This window comes from Citrobacter gillenii (assembly GCF_013337685.1).
Taxonomy (GTDB): domain Bacteria; phylum Pseudomonadota; class Gammaproteobacteria; order Enterobacterales; family Enterobacteriaceae; genus Citrobacter; species Citrobacter gillenii.
The window spans coordinates 196,241-217,249 of record NZ_SUQN01000001.1 but is presented as its reverse complement, the minus strand read 5'-3'; the positions used below and the strand labels follow the sequence as shown (position 1 = coordinate 217,249).

19 protein-coding genes, 6 tRNA genes and 1 other RNA gene are annotated in these 21,009 nt (G+C 51.9%); 15 read left to right on the top strand and 11 right to left on the bottom strand.

The features are described 5' to 3' along the window. Positions 1-170: 170 nt before the first annotated feature. The gene (ypdK, locus tag FCH32_RS00970; protein WP_010723117.1) at positions 171-242 is read left to right on the top strand and encodes a membrane protein YpdK; all 72 of its coding nucleotides are present in this window, start codon (positions 171-173) and stop codon (positions 240-242) included. Between the two features lie 67 nt (positions 243-309). Here the strand turns inward: ypdK and alaC are convergent, their stop codons facing one another. Continuing rightward, positions 310-1,548, bottom strand: coding sequence for an alanine transaminase (alaC, locus tag FCH32_RS00965; RefSeq protein WP_115257850.1), 1,239 nt, complete (start codon positions 1,546-1,548; stop codon positions 310-312). A gap of 387 nt (positions 1,549-1,935) precedes the next feature. On the opposite strand from alaC, the gene FCH32_RS00960 reads away from it, so the two are divergent. The 3 genes from FCH32_RS00960 to FCH32_RS00950 are packed head-to-tail and all read left to right on the top strand — an operon-like array spanning position 1,936 to position 5,436. Then, the gene (locus tag FCH32_RS00960) at positions 1,936-3,633 is read left to right on the top strand and encodes a sensor histidine kinase (RefSeq protein ID WP_115259914.1); all 1,698 of its coding nucleotides are present in this window, start codon (positions 1,936-1,938) and stop codon (positions 3,631-3,633) included. A 14-nt stretch (positions 3,634-3,647) separates the two neighbouring features. Continuing rightward, positions 3,648-4,382, top strand: a complete 735-nt coding sequence (gene ypdB, locus FCH32_RS00955) for a two-component system response regulator YpdB (RefSeq protein ID WP_115257849.1) — start codon at positions 3,648-3,650, stop codon at positions 4,380-4,382. A 34-nt stretch (positions 4,383-4,416) separates the two neighbouring features. Next, on the top strand, positions 4,417-5,436 hold the full coding sequence (locus FCH32_RS00950; protein WP_174360324.1) for a hypothetical protein: 1,020 nt from the start codon (positions 4,417-4,419) through the stop codon (positions 5,434-5,436). A 78-nt stretch (positions 5,437-5,514) separates the two neighbouring features. On the opposite strand, the gene glk is transcribed toward FCH32_RS00950, so the two are convergent. After that, a complete protein-coding gene (gene glk / locus FCH32_RS00945) occupies positions 5,515-6,480 on the bottom strand; it encodes a glucokinase (RefSeq protein ID WP_096756277.1) in 966 nt (321 codons plus the stop codon). A gap of 204 nt (positions 6,481-6,684) precedes the next feature. On the opposite strand from glk, the gene FCH32_RS00940 reads away from it, so the two are divergent. Next, positions 6,685-7,920, top strand: a complete 1,236-nt coding sequence (locus FCH32_RS00940; RefSeq protein WP_174360323.1) for an ion channel protein — start codon at positions 6,685-6,687, stop codon at positions 7,918-7,920. Here FCH32_RS00940 and FCH32_RS00935 read toward each other — a convergent pair whose 3' ends face one another. Then, the gene (locus FCH32_RS00935; protein ID WP_174360322.1) at positions 7,921-9,573 is read right to left on the bottom strand and encodes an alpha-keto acid decarboxylase family protein; all 1,653 of its coding nucleotides are present in this window, start codon (positions 9,571-9,573) and stop codon (positions 7,921-7,923) included. Between the two features lie 189 nt (positions 9,574-9,762). On the opposite strand from FCH32_RS00935, the gene mgrA reads away from it, so the two are divergent. Both mgrA and ypeC read left to right on the top strand, forming a co-directional pair. Then, positions 9,763-10,761: an L-glyceraldehyde 3-phosphate reductase gene (gene mgrA / locus FCH32_RS00930; protein WP_117343678.1), complete on the top strand. Its 999-nt coding sequence runs from the start codon at positions 9,763-9,765 to the stop codon at positions 10,759-10,761. Between the two features lie 128 nt (positions 10,762-10,889). Continuing rightward, entirely contained in the window at positions 10,890-11,228 is a 339-nt protein-coding gene (gene ypeC / locus FCH32_RS00925; protein ID WP_096756273.1) for a DUF2502 domain-containing protein YpeC, read from the top strand. A 31-nt stretch (positions 11,229-11,259) separates the two neighbouring features. Here ypeC and FCH32_RS00920 read toward each other — a convergent pair whose 3' ends face one another. Both FCH32_RS00920 and FCH32_RS23375 read right to left on the bottom strand, forming a co-directional pair. Beyond that, the gene (locus FCH32_RS00920) at positions 11,260-12,498 is read right to left on the bottom strand and encodes an Nramp family divalent metal transporter (protein WP_117343677.1); all 1,239 of its coding nucleotides are present in this window, start codon (positions 12,496-12,498) and stop codon (positions 11,260-11,262) included. After that, positions 12,495-12,569, bottom strand: a complete 75-nt coding sequence (locus tag FCH32_RS23375) for a hypothetical protein (RefSeq protein WP_420838392.1) — start codon at positions 12,567-12,569, stop codon at positions 12,495-12,497. The genes FCH32_RS00920 and FCH32_RS23375 overlap by 4 nt, the downstream gene beginning before the upstream one ends. Before the next feature lie 273 nt (positions 12,570-12,842). Here FCH32_RS23375 and nupC point away from each other — a divergent pair, with 273 nt between their 5' ends. Next, the gene (gene nupC, locus FCH32_RS00915; RefSeq protein WP_115257842.1) at positions 12,843-14,045 is read left to right on the top strand and encodes a nucleoside permease NupC; all 1,203 of its coding nucleotides are present in this window, start codon (positions 12,843-12,845) and stop codon (positions 14,043-14,045) included. Positions 14,046-14,194: 149 nt separating this feature from the next. On the opposite strand, the gene FCH32_RS00910 is transcribed toward nupC, so the two are convergent. Together FCH32_RS00910 and FCH32_RS00905 are read right to left on the bottom strand one after the other, a co-directional pair. Beyond that, positions 14,195-14,270, bottom strand: a tRNA-Ala gene (locus FCH32_RS00910). A gap of 38 nt (positions 14,271-14,308) precedes the next feature. Further along, positions 14,309-14,384 (bottom strand) — tRNA-Ala (locus FCH32_RS00905). A 221-nt stretch (positions 14,385-14,605) separates the two neighbouring features. On the opposite strand from FCH32_RS00905, the gene FCH32_RS00900 reads away from it, so the two are divergent. After that, positions 14,606-14,968, top strand: coding sequence for a YfeC-like transcriptional regulator (locus tag FCH32_RS00900; RefSeq protein WP_096756266.1), 363 nt, complete (start codon positions 14,606-14,608; stop codon positions 14,966-14,968). Between the two features lies 1 nt (position 14,969). Then, positions 14,970-15,362: a MerR family transcriptional regulator gene (locus FCH32_RS00895; protein ID WP_096756265.1), complete on the top strand. Its 393-nt coding sequence runs from the start codon at positions 14,970-14,972 to the stop codon at positions 15,360-15,362. 56 nt (positions 15,363-15,418) lie between these two features. Here the strand turns inward: FCH32_RS00895 and gltX are convergent, their stop codons facing one another. Then, positions 15,419-16,834, bottom strand: a complete 1,416-nt coding sequence (gene gltX / locus FCH32_RS00890) for a glutamate--tRNA ligase (RefSeq protein WP_096756264.1) — start codon at positions 16,832-16,834, stop codon at positions 15,419-15,421. A 258-nt stretch (positions 16,835-17,092) separates the two neighbouring features. Between gltX and FCH32_RS00885 the strand changes: the two genes are divergently transcribed. From FCH32_RS00885 to FCH32_RS00865, 5 genes are all read left to right on the top strand, one after another. Next, positions 17,093-17,168: transfer RNA gene (locus FCH32_RS00885), tRNA-Val, on the top strand. A 46-nt stretch (positions 17,169-17,214) separates the two neighbouring features. After that, positions 17,215-17,290: transfer RNA gene (locus FCH32_RS00880), tRNA-Val, on the top strand. 46 nt (positions 17,291-17,336) lie between these two features. Beyond that, positions 17,337-17,412 (top strand) — tRNA-Val (locus FCH32_RS00875). Positions 17,413-17,416: 4 nt separating this feature from the next. After that, positions 17,417-17,492: transfer RNA gene (locus FCH32_RS00870), tRNA-Lys, on the top strand. 22 nt (positions 17,493-17,514) lie between these two features. Then, positions 17,515-17,648, top strand: a non-coding RNA gene (locus FCH32_RS00865) — RtT sRNA. A gap of 146 nt (positions 17,649-17,794) precedes the next feature. Here FCH32_RS00865 and FCH32_RS00860 read toward each other — a convergent pair. The 3 genes from FCH32_RS00860 to xapA form a co-directional block, all read right to left on the bottom strand. After that, a complete protein-coding gene (locus FCH32_RS00860; protein ID WP_096756263.1) occupies positions 17,795-18,679 on the bottom strand; it encodes a LysR family transcriptional regulator in 885 nt (294 codons plus the stop codon). A 99-nt stretch (positions 18,680-18,778) separates the two neighbouring features. Next, on the bottom strand, positions 18,779-20,035 hold the full coding sequence (locus tag FCH32_RS00855) for a nucleoside permease (RefSeq protein WP_115257840.1): 1,257 nt from the start codon (positions 20,033-20,035) through the stop codon (positions 18,779-18,781). A 59-nt stretch (positions 20,036-20,094) separates the two neighbouring features. Next, positions 20,095-20,928: a xanthosine phosphorylase gene (gene xapA / locus FCH32_RS00850; protein WP_135911651.1), complete on the bottom strand. Its 834-nt coding sequence runs from the start codon at positions 20,926-20,928 to the stop codon at positions 20,095-20,097. Positions 20,929-21,009 lie beyond the last annotated feature (81 nt).

The window sequence follows — 21,009 nt, the reverse complement described above, 5'->3', positions numbered from 1 at the left end:
TCATTTTTAGGCGTACATTAGCGCCGTCTGGAGCATTACAGCTCAGAATTCTGAGATGATGCAGCGAAACAAACGCGGGGTATTCTCCCTTTCGTTGACGCTGGCGTCAGCTCTCTATCAGGTAAGTGTATGTTCATTTAGGCGTGCTTTAATACGCGGAGTGATGAAAAGTGAAATATTTCTTTATGGGCATTTCATTTATGGTCATCGTTTGGGCCGGTACATTTGCCCTGATGATCTAAATTAAAAGATGCAGCAAAAAACAGGAGCCCTCAGGCTCCTGTTTGCTTTTGTGGGTTAACCGTTTGGTTAATCAGCGCTTTCAGAGGCTGATTTCGTGCTGGAGGGCAGTAAACCATCTGCACGGAACATGGCTTTAATGCCTCGGATCGCCTGGCGAATACGGTCACGGTTCTCAATTAACGCAAAGCGCACGTGGGTATCGCCATAATCACCAAAACCCACCCCCGGTGACACGCAGACCTTCGCGTCATTCAACATTTTTTTAGCAAACTCAAGCGAGCCCATTGCAGCATACTGCTCAGGAATTTTTGCCCAGACATACATCGATGCCTTCGGCATCTCTACCATCCAGCCCGCTTCATGCAGCCCTTTGACCAGCACATCGCGTCGACGCTTATACTGCTCTGCGATATCCCGTACGCACTGCTGATCGCCTTCCAGTGCGGCAATGGCCGCAACCTGCAACGGTGTAAAGGTTCCGTAATCGTGGTAGCTCTTAATCCGCGCCAGCGCATTAACCAGCGTTTTGTTACCCACCATAAAACCAATACGCCATCCCGCCATGTTATAGCTTTTCGACAGCGTAAAGAATTCAACCGCCACATCGCGGGCGCCAGGCACCTGCATGATCGACGGCGCTTTCCAGCCATCGTAGACGATATCGGCATAGGCGAGGTCGTGAACCACCAGCACGTCGTAGCGTTTAGCCAGCGCGACCACTTTCTCAAAGAATTCGAGCTCAACGCACTGCGCGGTAGGATTGGATGGGAAACCTAAGATCATCATCTTTGGTTTCGGGTAGCTTTCACGGATCGCCCGCTCCAGCTCATTAAAGAAGTCGACCCCTTCAACCAGCGGTACAGAACGCACCTGAGCCCCGGCAATTACGGCACCGTAAATATGAATAGGATAACTTGGGTTAGGCACGAGGACCGTGTCACCGTGATCGAGCGTAGCCAGCATCAGATGCGCCAGCCCCTCTTTAGATCCGATGGTCACAATGGCTTCGGATTCAGGGTCGATCTCGACATCATAGCGGTCCTGATACCAGCGGGAAATCGCCCGACGCAGACGCGGAATACCGCGAGAGGTTGAATAACCGTGGGTATCCGGGCGCTGGGCCACGGTACACAGTTTTTCGACAATGTGAGGAGGCGTAGCCCCATCCGGGTTCCCCATGCTGAAATCGATAATATCTTCGCCGCGCCGACGCGCAGCCATCTTCAGTTCAGCAGTGATGTTAAAAACATAAGGGGGAAGACGATCAATACGCGTAAAGCGACGTTCAGGGCGGGAGTCAGCCATAGTATCCTCAGATTCACGTTAGCGCCCGGACCGTCCGAGCGACGCTGCCACGATGGTGGCACGTTTAGAAAATAGCCTGAATAAATTCCTTCTGTCGAGAGGCAACGCAAAATATTTTCTCCTGCCCTAAAAGAGGATCAATAAAAATAAACAGGGAAATAAACATTTTACGCGGTCTGCAAAAATCACCATTCATTAACATATTGAAGTCATAAATTTTACTCTGAAAATCAATCAATCCTGGAAAATTCGGAGAAACACACTTTTCCTTTACAATCCCCTTTTAATTATATGGTTTTTCCTCATTATCCCGGCGCAATGGGGATGCTGGTCATCCTTGCTCAGGTTACCTATCATAGAGGTTTAATCTATTCGCAAGAGTCACCCGTGCACGAAATATTCAATATGCTGCTGGCGGTCTTTGATCGGGCAGCGCTGATGCTGTTCTGCCTGTTTTTTCTGATTCGTATCCGCTTGTTTCGAGAACTGTTGCACAAGTCAGCCCACTCCCCGAAGGAACTGCTCGCCGTAACGGCCATATTCTCTATGTTTGCCCTGTTCAGTACCTGGTCCGGAGTACCGGTCGAAGGTTCTCTGGTAAACGTGCGTATTATTGCGGTGATGTCGGGGGGGATCCTGTTCGGCCCGTGGGTTGGCATCATTACCGGCATCATCGCAGGTATCCACCGCTATCTGATCGACATTGGCGGCGTCACCGCCTTGCCGTGCTTTATCACCAGTATTTTGGCGGGCTGTATTGCCGGCTGGATCAACCGTAAAATCCCCAAAGCACAGCACTGGCGTGCCGGTATTTTAGGTGGGATGCTGTGCGAAACGTTGACCATGATTCTGGTGGTCGCCTGGGCCCCCACCACCGAACTGGGACTGGATATTGTCTCAAAAATCGGTATCCCGATGATTCTCGGCAGCGTCTGTATTGGCTTTATTGTGATGCTGGTACAAAGCGTCGAAGGAGAGAAAGAGGCCAGCGCCGCCAAGCAGGCCAAACTGGCACTGGATATTGCCAACAAAACCCTGCCGCTCTTTCGCCATGTCAACAGCGAGTCGTTACGTCAGGTATGCGAAATTATTCGCCATGACATTCACGCAGATGCGGTTGCCATCACCAATACCCAGCACGTTCTGGCCTATGTTGGCGTCGGGGAACTCAACTATCGCAATAACGATGACTTCGTCAGCCCCACTACGCAGGAAGCCATCAATCACGGCAAAATAATAATAAAAAACAATGATGAAGCGCATCGAACGCCGGAAATACACTCCATGCTGGTGATCCCGCTCTGGGAGAAAGGCGTCGTGACCGGCACGCTGAAAATCTACTACTGTCACGCCCATCAGATCACCTCCTCGTTACAGGAAATGGCGATCGGTTTATCGCAGATTATCTCTACACAGCTTGAGGTTTCCCGTGCAGAGCAACTGCGGGAGATGGCAAATAAGGCAGAGCTACGTGCGCTGCAAAGTAAAATCAATCCCCATTTTCTGTTTAATGCGCTAAACGCTATTTCGTCATCGGTCAGGCTTAACCCAGATACCGCCCGCCAGCTGATTTTTAATTTGTCGCGTTATCTTCGCTATAATATTGAATTGAAAGACGATGAGCAGATCGATATTAAGAAAGAGCTGTATCAAATTAAGGACTACATCGCCATTGAACAGGCTCGCTTTGGCGATAAGCTAACGGTTATTTATGATATTGATGAAGAGGTAAGCTGCTATATTCCCAGCCTGCTGATTCAGCCTCTGGTAGAAAACGCCATCGTTCACGGTATCCAGTCGTGCAAAGGAAAAGGCGTGGTCACTATCAGCGTCGCAGAGTGCGGTAACCGGGTACGCATCGCCGTCAGGGATACCGGTCACGGTATCGATCCAAAAGTCATTGAGCGGGTCGAGTCCAACGAAATGCCGGGCAATAAAATCGGCCTGTTGAACGTGCATCATCGTGTGAAGCTACTCTACGGCGAAGGGCTGCATATCCGCCGCCTGGAACCTGGCACCGAGATTGCGTTTTATGTGCCCAATCAGCACTCCCCCGCTGCCGCACCGGCGACTTTATTGCTTTAACCAGGAGTGAAGTAGTGAAAGTCATCATTGTTGAAGATGAATTCCTGGCCCAACAGGAACTGAGCTGGCTGATAAAAGAACACAGCCAGATGGATATTGTCGGCACGTTTGACGACGGTCTGGACGTGCTGAAATTTCTGCAGCACAACCGCGTCGACGCCATTTTTCTCGATATTAATATTCCCTCGCTGGACGGCGTATTGCTGGCGCAAAACATCAGCCAGTTCGCGCATAAACCCTTTATTGTGTTTATTACTGCATGGAAAGAACACGCAGTTGAGGCGTTTGAACTCGAAGCGTTTGACTACATTCTGAAGCCGTACCAGGAGTCACGGATTGTCGGAATGCTGCAAAAGCTGGAAGCAGCCTGGCAGCAGCAACAAACGGGAACCCCACACATAACCCCCGTCACGCGAGAGAATGACACTATCAATCTGATCAAAGATGAGCGAATCATCGTGACTCCGATCAACGATATCTACTACGCTGAAGCACATGAAAAGATGACGTTTGTCTACACACGACGGGAATCGTACGTCATGCCGATGAACATCAGCGAATTTTGCAGCAAACTGCCGGCTTCACATTTCTTCCGCTGTCACCGTTCGTTCTGCGTGAATCTGAATAAAATCCGTGAAATCGAGCCGTGGTTCAATAACACCTACATTCTGCGGTTAAAAGACCTGGAATTTGAAATCCCGGTTAGTCGAAGTAAAGTGAAAGAGTTTAGGCAGTTAATGCATTTATAACACTTACCCCACAAAGAAAGAGCGCTGAGATTTAATGGCAAAGCTGACGGAAAAATATCAACGTGCATATCAGCGTGAATACGCGAAAGAAGCTGATCAAAATGCCCGGGTATGGATGGATACCGATGATTATTTAGCAGAATGTCTGGATACCCAGACGCAATGCCATAAAGATGCGTCACTGCAAGAGCAGATAAGGCTATGGCTTTTTATGCTGCGCATTAATCACAATCCTGATTTATTAGGATATAAAACGGCCATCCTCGCCAACGATATGGCATTACTGCACGCTGCGCTGCGTCAGTCAGCCATGATCAAACATACAACACTCGGCGTAGATTCCGGATGCGACCACAGTATAAACATCTGGACGACCCTCGATATTCTTGCTGCCGGCCTGTTTGCCCGCGTACCGCTGCTGTTACCTGAAAAATGGGGTCTCAGTGACAACGGTCACCCTGTTACTATAGCGATTGCTAATTTAGTCATGGCGCTGTGGTACAAACGAACTGATTTTGCGGCTGAAGCCAGTAAACGAGCGCAAAAGGTACTGGCGACGAAGCAGGCAGCCAGCGATGTGTGTATCCTCCGTTATCTGATGGCGCTCCTCGAGGAGGATGTGACAGAAGCGGGCGTGCAGCTCGATTTATATTGTAAAAGCGTACCAAAGTTGAAGGACGCGGGTCTTACTAAGCTCAATAAAATGTTCTGGCCATACGCACATGGGTTATACAACCTGGCGAGTGTGGTGTGGGGCAGCGAAAAAGCCAGCACAATGTCAAAACCAGAAGCTGACTGTTTTCTGGATGACCTTGCAGAATGGCAAATTCAGCATAACTACCATCCTGGCGCGCTTTTTTTTGAATATCCTCAGCCAATCGACGTCATTAATACTCTTATTTCGTGTACGCCACCTGAATGCGTTTTGCATCAGCCTTATCTCGAGACAGATAAAAAATACAGAGAAAAAAGATACCTGCACAGCGAAATGTTTGAACAGCAGATGATAGCGATAGTACTGAACGAGATTGCGAGTAAAACTCACGGGACATGATGCGTTACCCTGACGGCGGCAGGCATATTATTTATAGTGTGCCGGATAGGTGTTAATAGACACCATCCGGCAGGGATCTTACAGAATATGCCCCAGCGTCTGGCGCAGGTGCGCACCGGAGCCCAGCAGACCAGGGTTATCATGCACAATCAAATACACCGGAATATCCTGTACGTAGGCTTTAAAACGACCTTTATCTTCAAAGCCACCGCGGAAACCCGATGCTTTAAAGAATTCAAGGAAGCGCGGCACAATCCCGCCGGCAATATAAACACCGCCAAAGGTCCCCAGCGTTAACGCCAGATCGCCACCAAAGCGTCCCATGATCACGCAAAACAGCGACAGCGCCCGACGACAGTCAGTGCACGAGTCTGCCAGCGCACGTTCGGTGATATCCTTCGGTTGCAGGTTTTCCGGCAGACGTCCGTCGGATTTGACGATAGCGCGGTACAGGTTCACCAGCCCCGGACCGGACAACACGCGTTCTGCAGAAACATGGCCAATCTCAGCGCGCAGGACTTCAAGAATAATCGCCTCTTCTTCGCTATTAGGCGCAAAATCTACGTGACCGCCCTCTCCCGGCAGGCTCACCCAGCGCTTATCGACGTGCACTAGATGCGCTACGCCTAAACCGGTTCCCGCACCGTACACGGCAATCGGTTTACCTTCTACCGGCTCCGTGCCACCAAATTGGATCAAATGCTCTTTTTTCAGCATCGGGATCGCCATCGACACGGCGGTGAAATCATTGATGATTTCCAGATGGCTAAAACCGAGATTCTTTTTCATTTCAGCAATAGAAAACGCCCAGGTATGGTTGGTCATTGCCACCCAGTCGCCGGTAATCGGACAGGCAATCGCAATACACCCGTCTTCGACGCTGACGCTATGCTCATCCAGGTACACGCGAACCACGGCCTCAAGGCTGGGGTAATCCAGTCCTGAATAGGTCTTAGCCTGCGAAATTTCACCGCTGGCAATGTCGCACAGAGCAAGACGCGCGTTGGTGCCGCCAACATCACCTACTAAAGCATATTTTGTCATTCTTCTACTGCTCCGCTAAAGTCAGAATAAATCTTTGCCACACTGTAAATTCATGGGGGCATAACAACAACGGCCTGAAGGCTGATGCCGGTAAAATATCGACCCAGATCACAGAATTACTTTATCGTTTCAGCACCATTTGCAGCGATGTCAGCAGGCAGGCTGTGCAAACTATGCTTATGACTCTATTTGAGGGAATAGAAAATGCTCCATCCGCGAGCCAGAACGATGCTGTTGTTATCCACTCCCGCACTGATCATTGGCGTTGCCTCAAGCCTGGTGCTGATCATCGTCATGAAAGTGGCCGCCGTTTTACAGCAATTTTTATGGGAGCGCCTGCCCGCCAGCATCGGCATTGCTCATGACTCTTCGCTGTGGATAATCGGTATGCTCACGTTGACCGGGATACTGGTCGGACTCGTCATCCGCTACAGCCACGGGCATGCGGGACCGGACCCAGCCTGTGAACCGCTAATCGGAATGCCGGTCCCCACGTCAGCACTGCCGGGCCTGCTGGCTGCGCTGATCCTCGGCCTGGCCGGCGGCGTCAGTTTGGGGCCTGAACATCCAATAATGACCGTGAATATCGCGCTGACGGCGGCGATTGGCGTGCGTCTGTTCCCTCGAATTAATAAGCTGGACTGGACCATTCTCGCCTCTGCGGGCACCATCGGAGCGCTATTTGGTACGCCTGTCGCCGCGGCACTGATATTTTCACAAACGCTGAATGGCTCCAACGATGTGCCGTTATGGGATCGCCTGTTTGCACCACTGCTGGCTGCTGCTGCCGGTGCACTGACGACTGACCTGTTCTTTCATCCGCATTTTTCATTGCCCATCGCCCAATATACTCAGCTACAGCTGACCGATATTTTTAGCGGCGCGGTGGTTGCCGCCATTGCCATTGCGGCAGGCATGGTGGCGGTGTGGTGTCTACCCCGTTTACATCAGTTGATTCATCGCCTGAAACACCCGGTACTGATTCTCGGCGTTGGCGGCTTTCTGCTTGGGATTCTGGGCATTATTGGGGGACCACTTACCCTGTTTAAAGGGCTGGATGAGATGCAGCAAATGGCGTTTAGCCAAACGCTGGGGGCATCAGACTATTTCATGCTCGCGGTGATCAAACTGGCGGCGTTAGTTGTTGCTGCCGCCAGTGGTTTTCGTGGAGGACGTATTTTCCCGGCGGTATTCGTTGGCGTGGCACTGGGATTGATGCTGCATGCCCATGTCGAAGCGGTTCCGGCAGCAATCACCGTCTCCTGCGCCATTCTGGGGCTGGTGCTGGTTGTCACCCGCGACGCCTGGCTAAGCCTGTTTATGGCGGCAGTGGTGGTCCCCGATGCCACCCTGCTGCCGCTGCTGTGCATCGTCATGCTCCCCACCTGGCTGCTGTTGGCAGGTAAACCGATGATGATCGCCAACCGCCCCGATCAATAACTATCCCCCGTTACGGGCTTCCAGCGCACGGGTCACCGTGCGCAGAAGCTCAGGTAGATCGGCTTTCGGCAACATCACTTCAATTAACGAAAGCCGCTGCGGGCGCGCCAGCCGGGCCAGAACTTCCTCCAGCTGTACAGCCTGCGTCACGCGCCAGCACTCCGCCTGACACTCACGGCTCAGCGCCTGTGGCACCTGCGTCCAGTTCCATCCGGCAATGTCGTTATAACGCTGGTTTGCCCCGTGAATAGCCCGCTCCACGGTATAGCCGTCATTATTGAGCAGCAAAATAACCGGCGTTTGTCCGTCTCTGAGCATCGTACCCAATTCCTGAATGGTAAGCTGGGCAGCGCCATCGCCAATAATCAGGATCACCCGCCGATCCGGGTATGCCGTTTGCGCTCCCAGTGCGGCGGGTAAGGAATAACCAATCGATCCCCACAGCGGTTGTACCAGTACTTCCGCCCCGGAAGGTAACGAAAGCGTAGCGGCACCAAATGCCGCGGTCCCCTGATCGACGAGGATAATGTCGTCAGCTGCCAGGTATTGCTGCACCGTGTACCAGAAATTTTCCTGTGTCAGCGGCCCCTTTTCAACCTGACGTCGCCCGACAGGCGGGCGTTCTGGCGGCAGAGAAAACGACAGCTCCAGGCACAGCTCCCGTAGCGTGGTAACCGCCTGCTCCATCGGGATGTTAAACCACTGGCTTCCCACACGTGAAGCATGCGGTTGAACCTCAATCGTGCGCTCCTGCGGCAAGCATTGCGTAAAACCGGCGGTTAGCGTGTCGACAAAACAGGTACCCACGCAAATAACGGTGTCGGCATCTTCTATCGCCCGGCGCACATATTCACTGCTGGCCCCCGCGCTGTAGGTGCCAACAAACGCAGGATGACGTTCATCAAAAAGCCCTTTCCCCATTAACAATGTGGCATGAGCCATTGGCGTTTCTGCCATCCAGCGCTGCAAAACAGGCTGCAAACCAAAGCGCTGCGCAAGAAAATCCGCCAGCAACGCCACGCGCGAGCTGTCCAACAAGCGCTCACGGGCCTGATAGCGAAACGCCGCAACGACGCTACTTTCCGATTCACTCAGAGGAATAATCAGTCTGTCCTGTGGGGGCGTGGCGGGCTGTTTGGCGACATCGGCAGGCAACATCAGATACCCAGGCCGACGTTCGGTTAACATGACCCGTAGCACACGGTCAATTTCATAGCAGGCGTTTTGGGCATCAAGCACCGCGCTGGCCGCCGTTACCGCTTGATGCATGCGATAAAAATGCAGAAAATCGCCGTCGCCCAGGGTGTGATGCATCAGCTCCCCACGCCGCTGAGCGCCGCTGCACGGCGCACCCACTATCTGCAGCACGGGTACATATTCTGCGTAACTGCCTGCGATTCCATTAATGGCGCTTAACTCCCCAACGCCAAAGGTGGTGAGAAGCGCCCCTGCCCCGGCGACCCGGGCATAGCCATCCGCCGCATAAGCCGCATTTAATTCGTTTGCGCAGCCAACCCAACGCACGTCGGGGTGGTCAATCACGTGGTCAAGAAACTGCAAATTATAATCGCCCGGCACACCAAAAAGATGGCCAACACCACACCCTGCCAGTCTGTCCAGCAGGTAATCAGCAACGGAATACGCGGTTTGCATGACAGCTATCCTTCTGACGGTAACCTCATGTTGAGTATCGAAGAACTGTGATGACTGTCCAGAAAACACGACGTGGGGGGGTGGAAAGCAGGGTTTACAGTTTTGCCGGTGAAATACCATTGAAGAATCGACCGTGTAACCGTATACACTAAAACATATACGTCATCTTGATATCAGGAAGGGGTCTACATGGTTTATCACGCGGATGAAAATCGCTATCAGACAATGGAGTACCGCCGCTGCGGTCAGAGCGGACTCAAGCTACCGGTTATCTCTCTGGGCTTATGGCACAATTTTGGCGACACCACGCAGGTAGAAAACAGCCGAAGCCTGCTACAGCGCGCGTTCGATCTGGGGATCACCCATTTTGATCTCGCCAATAACTACGGCCCACCGCCGGGCTCTGCCGAGCGAAATTTTGGCCGTATTTTGCAAGAAGATTTTTTACCGTGGCGGGACGAACTCATTATTTCCACCAAGGCGGGCTACACCATGTGGGATGGCCCCTACGGCGACTGGGGTTCGCGTAAATACCTGATTGCCAGCCTCGACCAGAGCCTGAAACGTATGGGTCTGGAGTACGTGGATATCTTCTACCATCATCGTCCCGATCCCGAAACGCCGCTCACAGAAACCATGAAGGCGCTGGATCACATTGTTCGCCAGGGAAAAGCGCTGTATGTCGGGCTGTCTAACTATCCCGCCGACCTTGCCAGACAGGCGATTGAGATCCTCGACGACTTAGGTACCCCGTGCCTGATTCATCAGCCGAAATATTCCATGTTTGAACGTTGGGTTGAAGGGGGATTGTTGTCACTGTTGCAGGAAAAAGGCGTGGGCAGTATCGCTTTCTCTCCGCTGGCGGGCGGGCAGTTAACCGACCGTTACCTGAACGGGATCCCGGCGGATTCTCGTGCGGCAAGCGGTAGCCGTTTTCTCAATCCGGATCAGATAACGCCAGAGAAACTGGAAAAAGTCCGCCAGCTGAACGCAATGGCTGAGCGTCGGGGACAAAAGCTCTCCCAAATGGCCCTGGCCTGGGTGTTGCGAGAAGACAAAGTCACCTCAGTGTTGATTGGTGCCAGTAAAACAGCGCAAATTGAAGATGCTGTTGGCATGCTGGCAAACCGTCATTTGTCTGCAGAAGAATGCGAGGAGATTGACGCCATCCTGAATTGTTTGAAATAAAGACACATTTATTAACAAAAAGTGCTCTCTTTCATGATTTAAGAGTTCAGGCGATTAAACGGGGCTTTACTGCCCCGTAATATTGCATTAACAGGCCGGCTACGGCTCGATCGTGAAGGAGAGAAAAAATGTTCAGGTCACTGATTCTGGCTGCAGCCTTATTGGCTTTCACGCCGTTGGCCGCAAACGCTGGTGAAATCACCCTGCTGCCATCAATAAAATTGCAAATTGGCGATCGCGATAATTATGGTAACTACTGGGACGGCGGCCACTGGCGCGACCGGGGTTACTGGCACAATAATTATGAATGGCGCAAAAATCGCTGGTGGCGTCATGATAACGGTAATCATCGTGGCTGGGATAAGCGCAAAGCGTACGAGCGCGGTTACCGTGAAGGCTGGAACGATCGCGATGACCATCGCGGTCGCGGCAAAGGCCACGGACGTGGTCATGGCCACCATCATTAATGTAACAAAAGAGCCTGCGGGCTCTTTTTGCTTACAACCCGAGCGCCGTCCCTACCAGCAGCCAGAGATTTAGCGCCACCACCAGTACCACAATCATCCAGCCAACATATTTAACCCAGACGGTGTTAACTAAATCCCCCATTAACGTACCGTTACTGGTGAATATCAGGAGTGGTACCAGCGCCAGCGCGATACCGAAACTCAGCAACACCTGGCTCATGACCAGAATACGGGTGGGATCCAGTCCCATCAGAATGACGATGAATGACGGCATCATAGTAACCGTACGACGAACCCACAGCGGGATATGAAAACGGATAAACCCCTGCATCACAACCTGTCCGGCCAGCGTGCCGACAACCGTTGAAGAAAGCCCCGCCGCCACCAGGCTGAGACCAAATACCGTCGCCGCCGCATGACTCAACAACGGTTCCAGCGTCAGATAAGCCTGATCGAGATCGGTAATGCCGGTATGACCACTGAAGTGAAAGGCTGCGGCAGCAGTAGCCATCATTGCCAGATTGACAAACCCGGCAATGGTCATGGCGATAGCCACATCCCACTTAGTTGCCGCGTAGCGCTGTTGCCGTGTCCCGCCATGCAGATGCTGAGTTAAAGAGGAGTGCAAATAAATGACGTGCGGCATAATGGTCGCGCCGAGTACGCCGGCTGCCAGAAAGACCGCCTCAGAGTTCGGCAGGCTGGGAATGATCATGCCCTTACTCAGCTGCGCCAGATTCGGCTGCGAGAAGATCAGTTCGACAATATATGCTGCGGCCACAAACAACAGTAATCCACCAATTACTTTTTCCAGTGGTTTTTGCCCGCGACGTTGCAGCATCAGGATTAAAAATGTGGCGATACCGGTCAGCACCGCCCCCTGTAACAGCGAAACGCCGAGGATCAGCTTAAAGCCAATCGCAGCACCGATAAATTCAGCAAGATCGGTCGCCATGGCAATGATTTCAGCCTGCACCCAGTAAAACCACACCACCGGACGTGGGTAGTGATCGCGAATTTGCTCGGCAAGATTTTTTCCAGTAGCAATCCCCAGCTTGGCCGACAATACCTGAATCAGCATTGCCATCAGGTTGGCCCAGACGACGACCCACAGCAGTTTATAGCCAAAGCTAGCCCCTGCCTGGATGTTGGTGGCAAAATTACCGGGGTCGATATACCCGATAGCCGCGATGAATGCAGGTCCCATTAACGCAAGTTTCAGCTTGCGTGCTGCCCGTCCACTGCTTGTCTCAACGCGATCGTTCGTCATTTTCGTGCCTCAAAAACATAGCCTTTGCTATGTTTCAAACTACGCCAGTTGAGAATGATTATCAAATTCATTTTGATGGATAAAAATGATTTCTTTGATAGCGTTGGTCTATAAATAGATCAGGGAACTGGAAACGCAGATGAGATGTTTAATTAATGTTATGAGATTAGCACAATGACATAACTTTTCACTTCCATACTAAACATCACGGAAGTGTATTACCGATCACTAATTTTGAATCTCGTCACAGGTCCTTATTATAGTGTGTGTTTGATCTCGTTTTCTTTGGTGTTGTTGCATAGAATGTGCACGGAAATTAAACCTGCCTCATGTTTGGAGCAAATATGGACCGCGTTCTTCATTTTGTCCTGGCCCTTGCCGTGGTTGCGGTACTCGCACTGCTGGTAAGCAGTGACCGTAAACAAATTCGCATTCGTTATGTTATTCAATTACTTGTTATCGAAGTGTTACTGGCGTGGTTCTTCCTGAATTCTGATGTCGGGCTGGGCTTCGTGAAAGGCTTCTCCGAGATGTTTGAAAAACTGCTCGGTTTTGCTAATGAAGGGACAAACTTTGTCTTCGGCAGCATGAACGATAAAGGTCTGGCATTCTTCTTCTTGAAAGTACTGTGCCCAATCGTCTTCATTTCCGCCCTGATCGGTATTCTGCAGCATATCCGCGTTCTGCCTATTATCATCCGCGCAATTGGATTTTTGTTATCCAAAGTCAACGGTATGGGCAAGCTGGAGTCCTTCAACGCCGTCAGCTCGCTGATCCTGGGTCAGTCTGAAAACTTTATTGCCTATAAAGATATTCTGGGCAAGATGTCACGCAACCGCATGTACACCATGGCAGCGACGGCAATGTCCACCGTTTCCATGTCCATCGTCGGCGCGTACATGACCATGCTGGAACCAAAATACGTTGTTGCTGCATTGGTTCTGAACATGTTCAGCACCTTTATTGTACTGTCGCTGATCAACCCTTACCGCGTGGATGCCAGCGAAGAAAATATTCAGATGTCTAACCTGCATGAAGGACAGAGCTTCTTCGAAATGCTGGGTGAGTACATTCTGGCAGGCTTCAAGGTCGCGATTATCGTGGCAGCAATGCTGATCGGTTTCATCGCGCTGATTGCCGCGCTGAACGCCTTGTTTGCCACCGTCACCGGCTGGTTTGGCTACAGCATCTCCTTCCAGGGCATCCTGGGCTACATCTTCTACCCGGTTGCGTGGGTGATGGGTGTGCCGTCCAGCGAAGCGCTGCAGGTGGGCAGTATCATGGCGACTAAACTGGTTTCCAACGAATTCGTGGCCATGATGGACCTGCAGAAAATCGCGTCTACGCTCTCTCCACGCGCGGAAGGTATTCTGTCTGTGTTCCTGGTCTCCTTCGCTAACTTCTCTTCCATCGGTATCATTGCAGGCGCAATCAAAGGCCTGAACGAAGAGCAAGGCAACGTGGTATCCCGCTTTGGTCTGAAGCTGGTATACGGCTCTACGCTGGTGAGCGTACTGTCCGCATCCATCGCAGCACTGGTGCTGTAAGACAGTAGCATCGCAATCGTAGTGACTCAGCCGGGGAGATTCTCCCCGGTTTTTTTATGTCCGTCATTTGGTGATCTGACAGAGGAAGCAGAGGATCGTGCAGGAAGTAGAAACAAAAAACCCCCGCTTTTCAGCGAGGGTCTTAATTTTGGTGGAGCTAAGCGGGATCGAACCGCTGACCTCCTGCATGCCATGCAGGCGCTCTCCCAGCTGAGCTATAGCCCCACGATGCCTTTACGTACCAAATTTAGTGGGATTAAATTTGGTGGAGCTAAGCGGGATCGAACCGCTGACCTCTTGCATGCCATGCAAGCGCTCTCCCAGCTGAGCTATAGCCCCGTCACGTAAAGCTTGTCGAGTTGACGGGCGGCATAATATGAATTCCCTTCGCGCGTGTCAACGGCAAAATTAACTCACTGAATTCAATCGCTGAAAAAGCAGGCAAATGAAGAACATTGCGCAACAACTCGCATTCAGTAGTTAAACGCGTCACGGTTTCTAGTAAAATGGTGCTATAAACTGAACCACTAATTAACCCCACGACTACTCAGGGAATCGTTATGTTCAAGGAACGGATGACGCCAGAAGAACTTGCTAATCTGACCGGTTACAGCCGGCAGACCATTAATAAATGGGTGCGCAAGGAAGGCTGGGCTACGTCACCAAAACCGGGCGTTCAGGGCGGAAAAGCTCGTCTGGTTCACGTCAACGAACAAGTTCGCGAATACATTCGCAGTGCAGAGCGTTCAGCTGAAGGTTTATCAGACAACTTATCTTTAGCTGGCGACTCTTCTATTGAAACACTGCTGATCACCCTCGCGAAAGAAATGACGCCAGCAGAACAGAAAATGTTTACGTCATTGATCCTGCGTGAAGGCATTACCGGTTTGTTACAACGCTTAGGGATCCGCGACAGCAAATAATATGAAAAAATTACGCAGCAAAATGACCACCGAAGAGCTGGCTGAATGTCTCGGAGTCGCGAAACAAACGGTCAATCGTTGGATCAGAGAACAAAACTGGAAAACCGAAAAGTTTCCCGGTGTGAAGGGCGGTCGCGCAAGGCTTATTCATATTGATGCCGGCGTGCGGGAATTTATTCTCAATATCCCAGCTTTTCGCAAAATCCCGGAATTTTATCAGGCTGAAGAACCCGTTGCAGAATACACGCACGTTGTCCGTAGCCACGCCTGTCGCCAAATAATCAGCGCGTTGGATAACATGTCACCAGCGGAACAAGAAAAACTGGCGCTGTTTCTTTCGCGCGAAGGTATCCGTAGTTTTCTCACCCGTCTGGGCATTGATGAATCCGAATAAATGCCAAAAAAAACGGCAGGATCTGCGCCTGCCGTTTTGTTGTCTCTCTGACTGTCTTACTGCTGCTTTTCACGCTCAGCAATAAACGCCAGCGCTTTGTTAATACGTTCAATGCTGCGGGATTTACCAATCGCATGCACCGTAACGTCTAATCCTGGAGACTGGCCTGCTCCGGTAACCGCAACGCGCAGCGGCATACCGACTTTACCCATCCCCACTTCCAGCTCATCAGCGGTAGACTGAATGGCGTGATGAACGTTTTCAGCGGTCCATTCGGTGATGGCAGCAATTTTATCACGCACCACTTCCAGCGGCTGACGCGCAACCGGGCGCAGGTGTTTCTTCGCAGCATCCGCATCGAACTCAGCAAAATCTTCATAGAAGTAGCGGCAGCTCTGCGCCATCTCTTTCAGGGTTTTGCAGCGCTCGCCCAGCAGTTTTACCAGCTCGGACAATTGCGGACCCACGCGGGTATCGATATTTTCCTGCTCAATGTGCCACTGCAGATGCGTTGCCACATATTCAGGCGCCAGAGTGTTAATGTAGTGATGGTTCAGCCACTGCAGTTTTTCGGTATTGAATGCGCTCGCCGATTTGCTTACCGCACCAAGAGAGAACAGCTTGATCATCTCTTCGCGGGTGAAGATTTCCTGATCGCCGCTGGACCAGCCCAGACGCACCAAATAGTTCAGCAACGCTTCCGGCAGGTAACCATCGTCGCGATACTGCATCACGCTGACCGCACCGTGACGTTTGGACAGTTTTTTACCGTCGTCGCCGTTGATCATCGACACGTGCGCGTAAACCGGCACCGGCGCGTTCAGCGCCTTCAGGATGTTGATCTGACGCGGGGTGTTGTTGATATGGTCTTCACCACGAATAACGTGGGTAATTTCCATATCCCAGTCATCAACAACCACACAGAAGTTATAGGTTGGAGAACCGTCGGTACGGCGGATGATCAGATCGTCGAGTTCCTGGTTGCTGAATTCGATCGGCCCACGGATCTGGTCGTCAAAAATAACGGAACCATCCTGCGGGTTGGCAAAACGCACCACGCAAGGTTCGTCATCGGCGTGATGTTCGTGGCCGTGGCGGCAGCGACCGTCATAACGTGGCTTCTCACCTTTCGCCATCTGATCTTCACGCAGCTGTTCCAGACGCTCTTTGGAGCAATAGCATTTATACGCTGTACCCGCTTCCAGCATCTCATCAATAACGGCGTTGTAGCGATCAAAACGTTTGGTCTGGAAGTACGGACCTTCATCCCACTCCAGATTCAGCCAGTTCATGCCATCCATAATGGCTTCGATAGCTTCCGGCGTGGAGCGTTCGAGATCGGTGTCTTCAATACGCAGCACAAACTCACCGCTATGGTTACGTGCAAAAAGCCAGGAATAAAGAGCAGTACGCGCACCGCCGACGTGCAGATAACCTGTCGGGCTAGGCGCGAAGCGAGTTTTGATTTTCATGAAATGGCCTTACGTTTATAAAGATGCCGACAACCGGCAAATCCTGGGAAGATTATCAGGCCCGTATTCTATCACCGTGGTCTGATTCCTCAATGTTGTTCAGGTTGGAACATCACGCTTTGCCATTTTCGTATACAAATCATGCCGCATGGACTGTTTTGCGATCGTTTTGTTTAAATTTACGACGAACGAACAATTTCTTTAGAAAATGCGTTGACTCATTTTCAACTCTCCCTATAATGCGACTCCACACAGCGGGGGTGATTAGCTCAGCTGGGAGAGCACCTCCCTTACAAGGAGGGGGTCGGCGGTTCGAACCCGTCATCACCCACCAACTACTTTATGTAGTCTCCGCCGTGTAGAACAGAAAATTGAGAAGTGGGTGATTAGCTCAGCTGGGAGAGCACCTCCCTTACAAGGAGGGGGTCGGCGGTTCGATCCCGTCATCACCCACCACTTTCTCGCCAGCTGGATTTTCTGTCAAAATATGAAGTACCGAAGTGGGTGATTAGCTCAGCTGGGAGAGCACCTCCCTTACAAGGAGGGGGTCGGCGGTTCGATCCCGTCATCACCCACCACTTCGGGGCGTTAGCTCAGTTGGTAGAGCAGTTGACTTTTAATCAATTGGTCGCAGGTTCGAATCCTGCACGCCCCACCAATGTAAAAAGGTGCCCTAAAGGCGCCTTTTTGCTATGCACGGAATTCAAAGATTCGAACCTGCAGCAGGTTCGGGTCGAACGCAGTGAGACAACGGAGCCGTTCACGGCGACGGCCCGAAGGGCGAGCGAAGCGAGTCATCCTGCACGCCCCACCAATGTAAAAAGGCGCCCTAAAGGCGCCTTTTTGCTATGCGTAGAATTTAACAATTCAGCCATTCTCTGCCTGATACGCTGCGCTTATCAGGCCAACAGTCTACGTCGTTGTAGGCCGGATAAGACGTCAGTCGCCATCCGGCACACATCACATCGTCAATGCCCCAACCAGTTTCTCCAGCGCAGGTGTTGCCTGCTGTTGGTCATACACAATATATAAATCAGCAGGAATGCGTTCTTCCAGCGGGCGGAATACCACGCCAGGCCAGTTCATCTGCGCATAACTATCTGCAATTAACGTAATACCAATCCCCATACTGATCATCGCCAGCACCGTTTGTGGCTCCCTCACCTCACGAATAATCATCGGTGAAAATCCGGCGCTCTGGCACACACGCTGCAAAAATGCCCAGTCAGTATGAATGGAAGGCATCGTGACAAAATATTCATTACGCAGCGCTTCCAGCGGCACGGCGTCACGAGCGCTCAGCGGATGTTCTTCCGGCATCGCCACCAAAAATGAAGACTCATGCAAGCGCAGGCTGGTAAATCCGGGCGAGGGTGCTGTTGCCATCCGCCAAATCCCCGCATCCAGCTCACGCCGCTCCAGCAGCGTCATCTGCATTGCCGGCATGTTTTCGCGAAACAGAACCTCAACGTTCGGGTTCTCTTTCAAAAATCGCCGCATCACCGGGCGCATTTTTCCCCACATCGCCGTGCCTATTACGCCCAGTTCGACTCGCCCTGCCTCACCGCGGCCAATCTGCTCCACGCGTGCCAGCGCCTGGTTAGCGCTGGATAACAGGCGGCGTGACTCTTCCATCAGGATTTTTCCGGCGTGGGTTAAGGTCACGCTACGGGAATGCCGGATAAACAACAGTGTGCCGAGCTGCTGCTCCAGCTCTTTGATGTGAATACTTAGCGGGGGTTGTGACATATTCAGGCGGGCAGCCGCACGTCCAAAATGCAGTTCTTCTGCGACTGCCAGAAAATAACGCAGTAACTTCAGATCGATACGATGCGTGCGTTCCATGAGTAATGCGCTCCAGCGGAGAAAGATAATGCGCAAAGTTACCACATTGCATCGCAGAACATAAAACGGCGGGCAGCATTAGCCCGCCGCAGGTAAGGATTAATGTGCCAGCGATTTCTGCACGGACCTTTCCGGCTCATGCTTGTATTTGAAGAACAGCGCAAAAATGACGGCCAACGCCAGCGCATAAGCCGCAAACACCAACCAGATGGTTTGCCAGTCCTTCACGCCATCGACGGAGAAATAGTCCACCGCCATGCCGCTCAGGATTGAACCTACCCACGCCCCGACGCCGTTCACCATGGTCATAAACAGCCCCTGTGCGCTGGCGCGAATGTTGGAACTGACTTCCTGCTCAACGAACACCGATCCGGATATGTTGAAGAAATCAAACGCGCAACCGTAAACGATCATCGACATCAGTAACAGCACAAAGCCAAACGGTGACGGATCGCCAAACGCAAAGAAACCAAAACGCAGCGTCCACGCCAGCATGCTCATCAGCATCACCGTTTTAATCCCAAAGCGTTTGAGGAAGAACGGAATGGTGAGAATGAAGCCCACTTCCGCCATCTGCGACACCGACAGCAAAATAGAGGGGTATTTCACGACAAAGCTGCCAGCAAATTCAGGGTTACGGGCAAAATCATGCAGGAACGGATTACCAAAGACGTTGGTGATTTGCAGTACCGCCCCCAGCATCATGGCAAAGAGAAAGAATATCGCCATACGCGGATTTTTAAACAGCACAAACGCATCCAGTCCCAGCTTACCAGCAAGCGTCGTTGCCACTTTCTTCTCAGCAACCGGGATTTTCGGTAAGGTAAACGCGTACATCGCCAGCAGTAATGAGGCGCCGGAGGCGATATACAGCTGAGCACTGCTCAGTTCCAGTCCCATCAGGCTTACCGTCCACATAGCCACAATAAAGCCAATCGTGCCAAACACGCGAATCGGCGGGAAAGCCGTGACCGGATCCTGGCCGGATTGCGCCAGGCAGGAGTATGAGACGCTGTTCGACAACGCAATCGTCGGCATATAAGCCATGGCGTTAATCAGCATCACCCAAAACATGGTATCTGCATCGGTCACGGTGGTGGCATACAGCAGCACACCCGCGCATACCAGGTGACACAGCATGTAGGCGCGTTCGGCGCGCAGCCATTTATCCGCGATGATCCCCATGATGCCAGGCATAATAATCGCCGCCAACCCTTTCGAGCTATAAACCATACCCACGTTGGCACCGGTAAAATGCAGAGTGTTGATCATGTAAGAACCCAGGGTCACCAACCAGCTTCCCCAGATGAAATATTGCAAAAACGACATGAGCTTTAAGCGTGAGGCGATACCCATTTTTCCGTTCCTTGCCAAAAAAGTAAGACCCCGCAAGCGGGGTCAGTTATCGTTTTTATTCAGGCCAGCTTGCGCAAGAAGCCGCAGATCAAATTGATGAAGTTCTGTCGGGAGAGTTCCGCCGCCGCCAACGTCTGGGCATGGGATAACTTCACATCCCCCAGCCCTTCTGCCAGGTTGGTGATGGCAGAAACCGCAACCACCTTCAATTCACAGTGACGTGCAGCGATAACTTCAGGGACCACCGACATACCAACCACATCACCGCCAATAATCTGCATCATGCGAATTTCTGCCGCCGTCTCAAAGTTCGGTCCCGGATAGGAGACAAATACGCCTTCGCTCAGCGGGAATCCTTCTTCTTTCGCTACGGTTTGCAGGATCGCACGGTAGTCTGCATCGTAGGCGTTCGCCAGCGAGAAGAAACGCTCGCCAAAACGCTCATCGTTGAGTCCAACCATTGGCGTGCCTGGCATGGTATTAATGTGATCGCTGAGCGCGACCAGGCTGCCCGGACCGACTTCAGGACGTAAAGAACCCGCCGCGTTGGTGCAAAATAGCAGTTCGCAGCCCAGCAGTTTAAGGGTACGAATAGCATCGGTCATCACCGTCATACCGCGACCTTCGTAAAAGTGCCCACGCCCTTTCATGCAGGCCACAGGAACGCCAGCCAGATTCCCCAGCACCAGTTCCCCCGCATGTCCATGTACGGTGCTGACCGGGAACCCTGGCAGCTTCTCGTAAGAGATCGCCACCGCATCCTCGATTTGCTCGGCCAACGCGCCCAGCCCGGAGCCGAGAATAAACGCCACGCGTGGCGTGAAGTTAGGTTTATAACCACGAATGATATCGGCGCTATACCAGGGATTCTGAGAGAAAAGAGTGTGGCTCATGAGATGTCCTTAAAACTGAGTAATCGAAAATAACGTAGCGTACCCCGATGTTATAACGAGACTACGCAATCGATTACCAAT

Bases quoted from the DNA above. Each gene is read 5' to 3' on its own strand.
- alaC (WP_115257850.1), bottom strand. From the start codon at position 1,548: ATGGCTGACTCCCGCCCTGAACGTCGCTTTACGCGTATTGATCGTCTT.
- FCH32_RS00950 (WP_174360324.1), top strand. From the start codon at position 4,417: ATGGCAAAGCTGACGGAAAAATATCAACGTGCATATCAGCGTGAATAC.
- glk (WP_096756277.1), bottom strand. From the start codon at position 6,480: ATGACAAAATATGCTTTAGTAGGTGATGTTGGCGGCACCAACGCGCGT.
- FCH32_RS00940 (WP_174360323.1), top strand. From the start codon at position 6,685: ATGCTCCATCCGCGAGCCAGAACGATGCTGTTGTTATCCACTCCCGCA.
- FCH32_RS00935 (WP_174360322.1), bottom strand. From the start codon at position 9,573: ATGCAAACCGCGTATTCCGTTGCTGATTACCTGCTGGACAGACTGGCA.
- mgrA (WP_117343678.1), top strand. From the start codon at position 9,763: ATGGTTTATCACGCGGATGAAAATCGCTATCAGACAATGGAGTACCGC.
- ypeC (WP_096756273.1), top strand. From the start codon at position 10,890: ATGTTCAGGTCACTGATTCTGGCTGCAGCCTTATTGGCTTTCACGCCG.
- FCH32_RS00920 (WP_117343677.1), bottom strand. From the start codon at position 12,498: ATGACGAACGATCGCGTTGAGACAAGCAGTGGACGGGCAGCACGCAAG.
- nupC (WP_115257842.1), top strand. From the start codon at position 12,843: ATGGACCGCGTTCTTCATTTTGTCCTGGCCCTTGCCGTGGTTGCGGTA.
- FCH32_RS00900 (WP_096756266.1), top strand. From the start codon at position 14,606: ATGTTCAAGGAACGGATGACGCCAGAAGAACTTGCTAATCTGACCGGT.
- FCH32_RS00895 (WP_096756265.1), top strand. From the start codon at position 14,970: ATGAAAAAATTACGCAGCAAAATGACCACCGAAGAGCTGGCTGAATGT.
- gltX (WP_096756264.1), bottom strand. From the start codon at position 16,834: ATGAAAATCAAAACTCGCTTCGCGCCTAGCCCGACAGGTTATCTGCAC.
- FCH32_RS00860 (WP_096756263.1), bottom strand. From the start codon at position 18,679: ATGGAACGCACGCATCGTATCGATCTGAAGTTACTGCGTTATTTTCTG.
- FCH32_RS00855 (WP_115257840.1), bottom strand. From the start codon at position 20,035: ATGGGTATCGCCTCACGCTTAAAGCTCATGTCGTTTTTGCAATATTTC.
- xapA (WP_135911651.1), bottom strand. From the start codon at position 20,928: ATGAGCCACACTCTTTTCTCTCAGAATCCCTGGTATAGCGCCGATATC.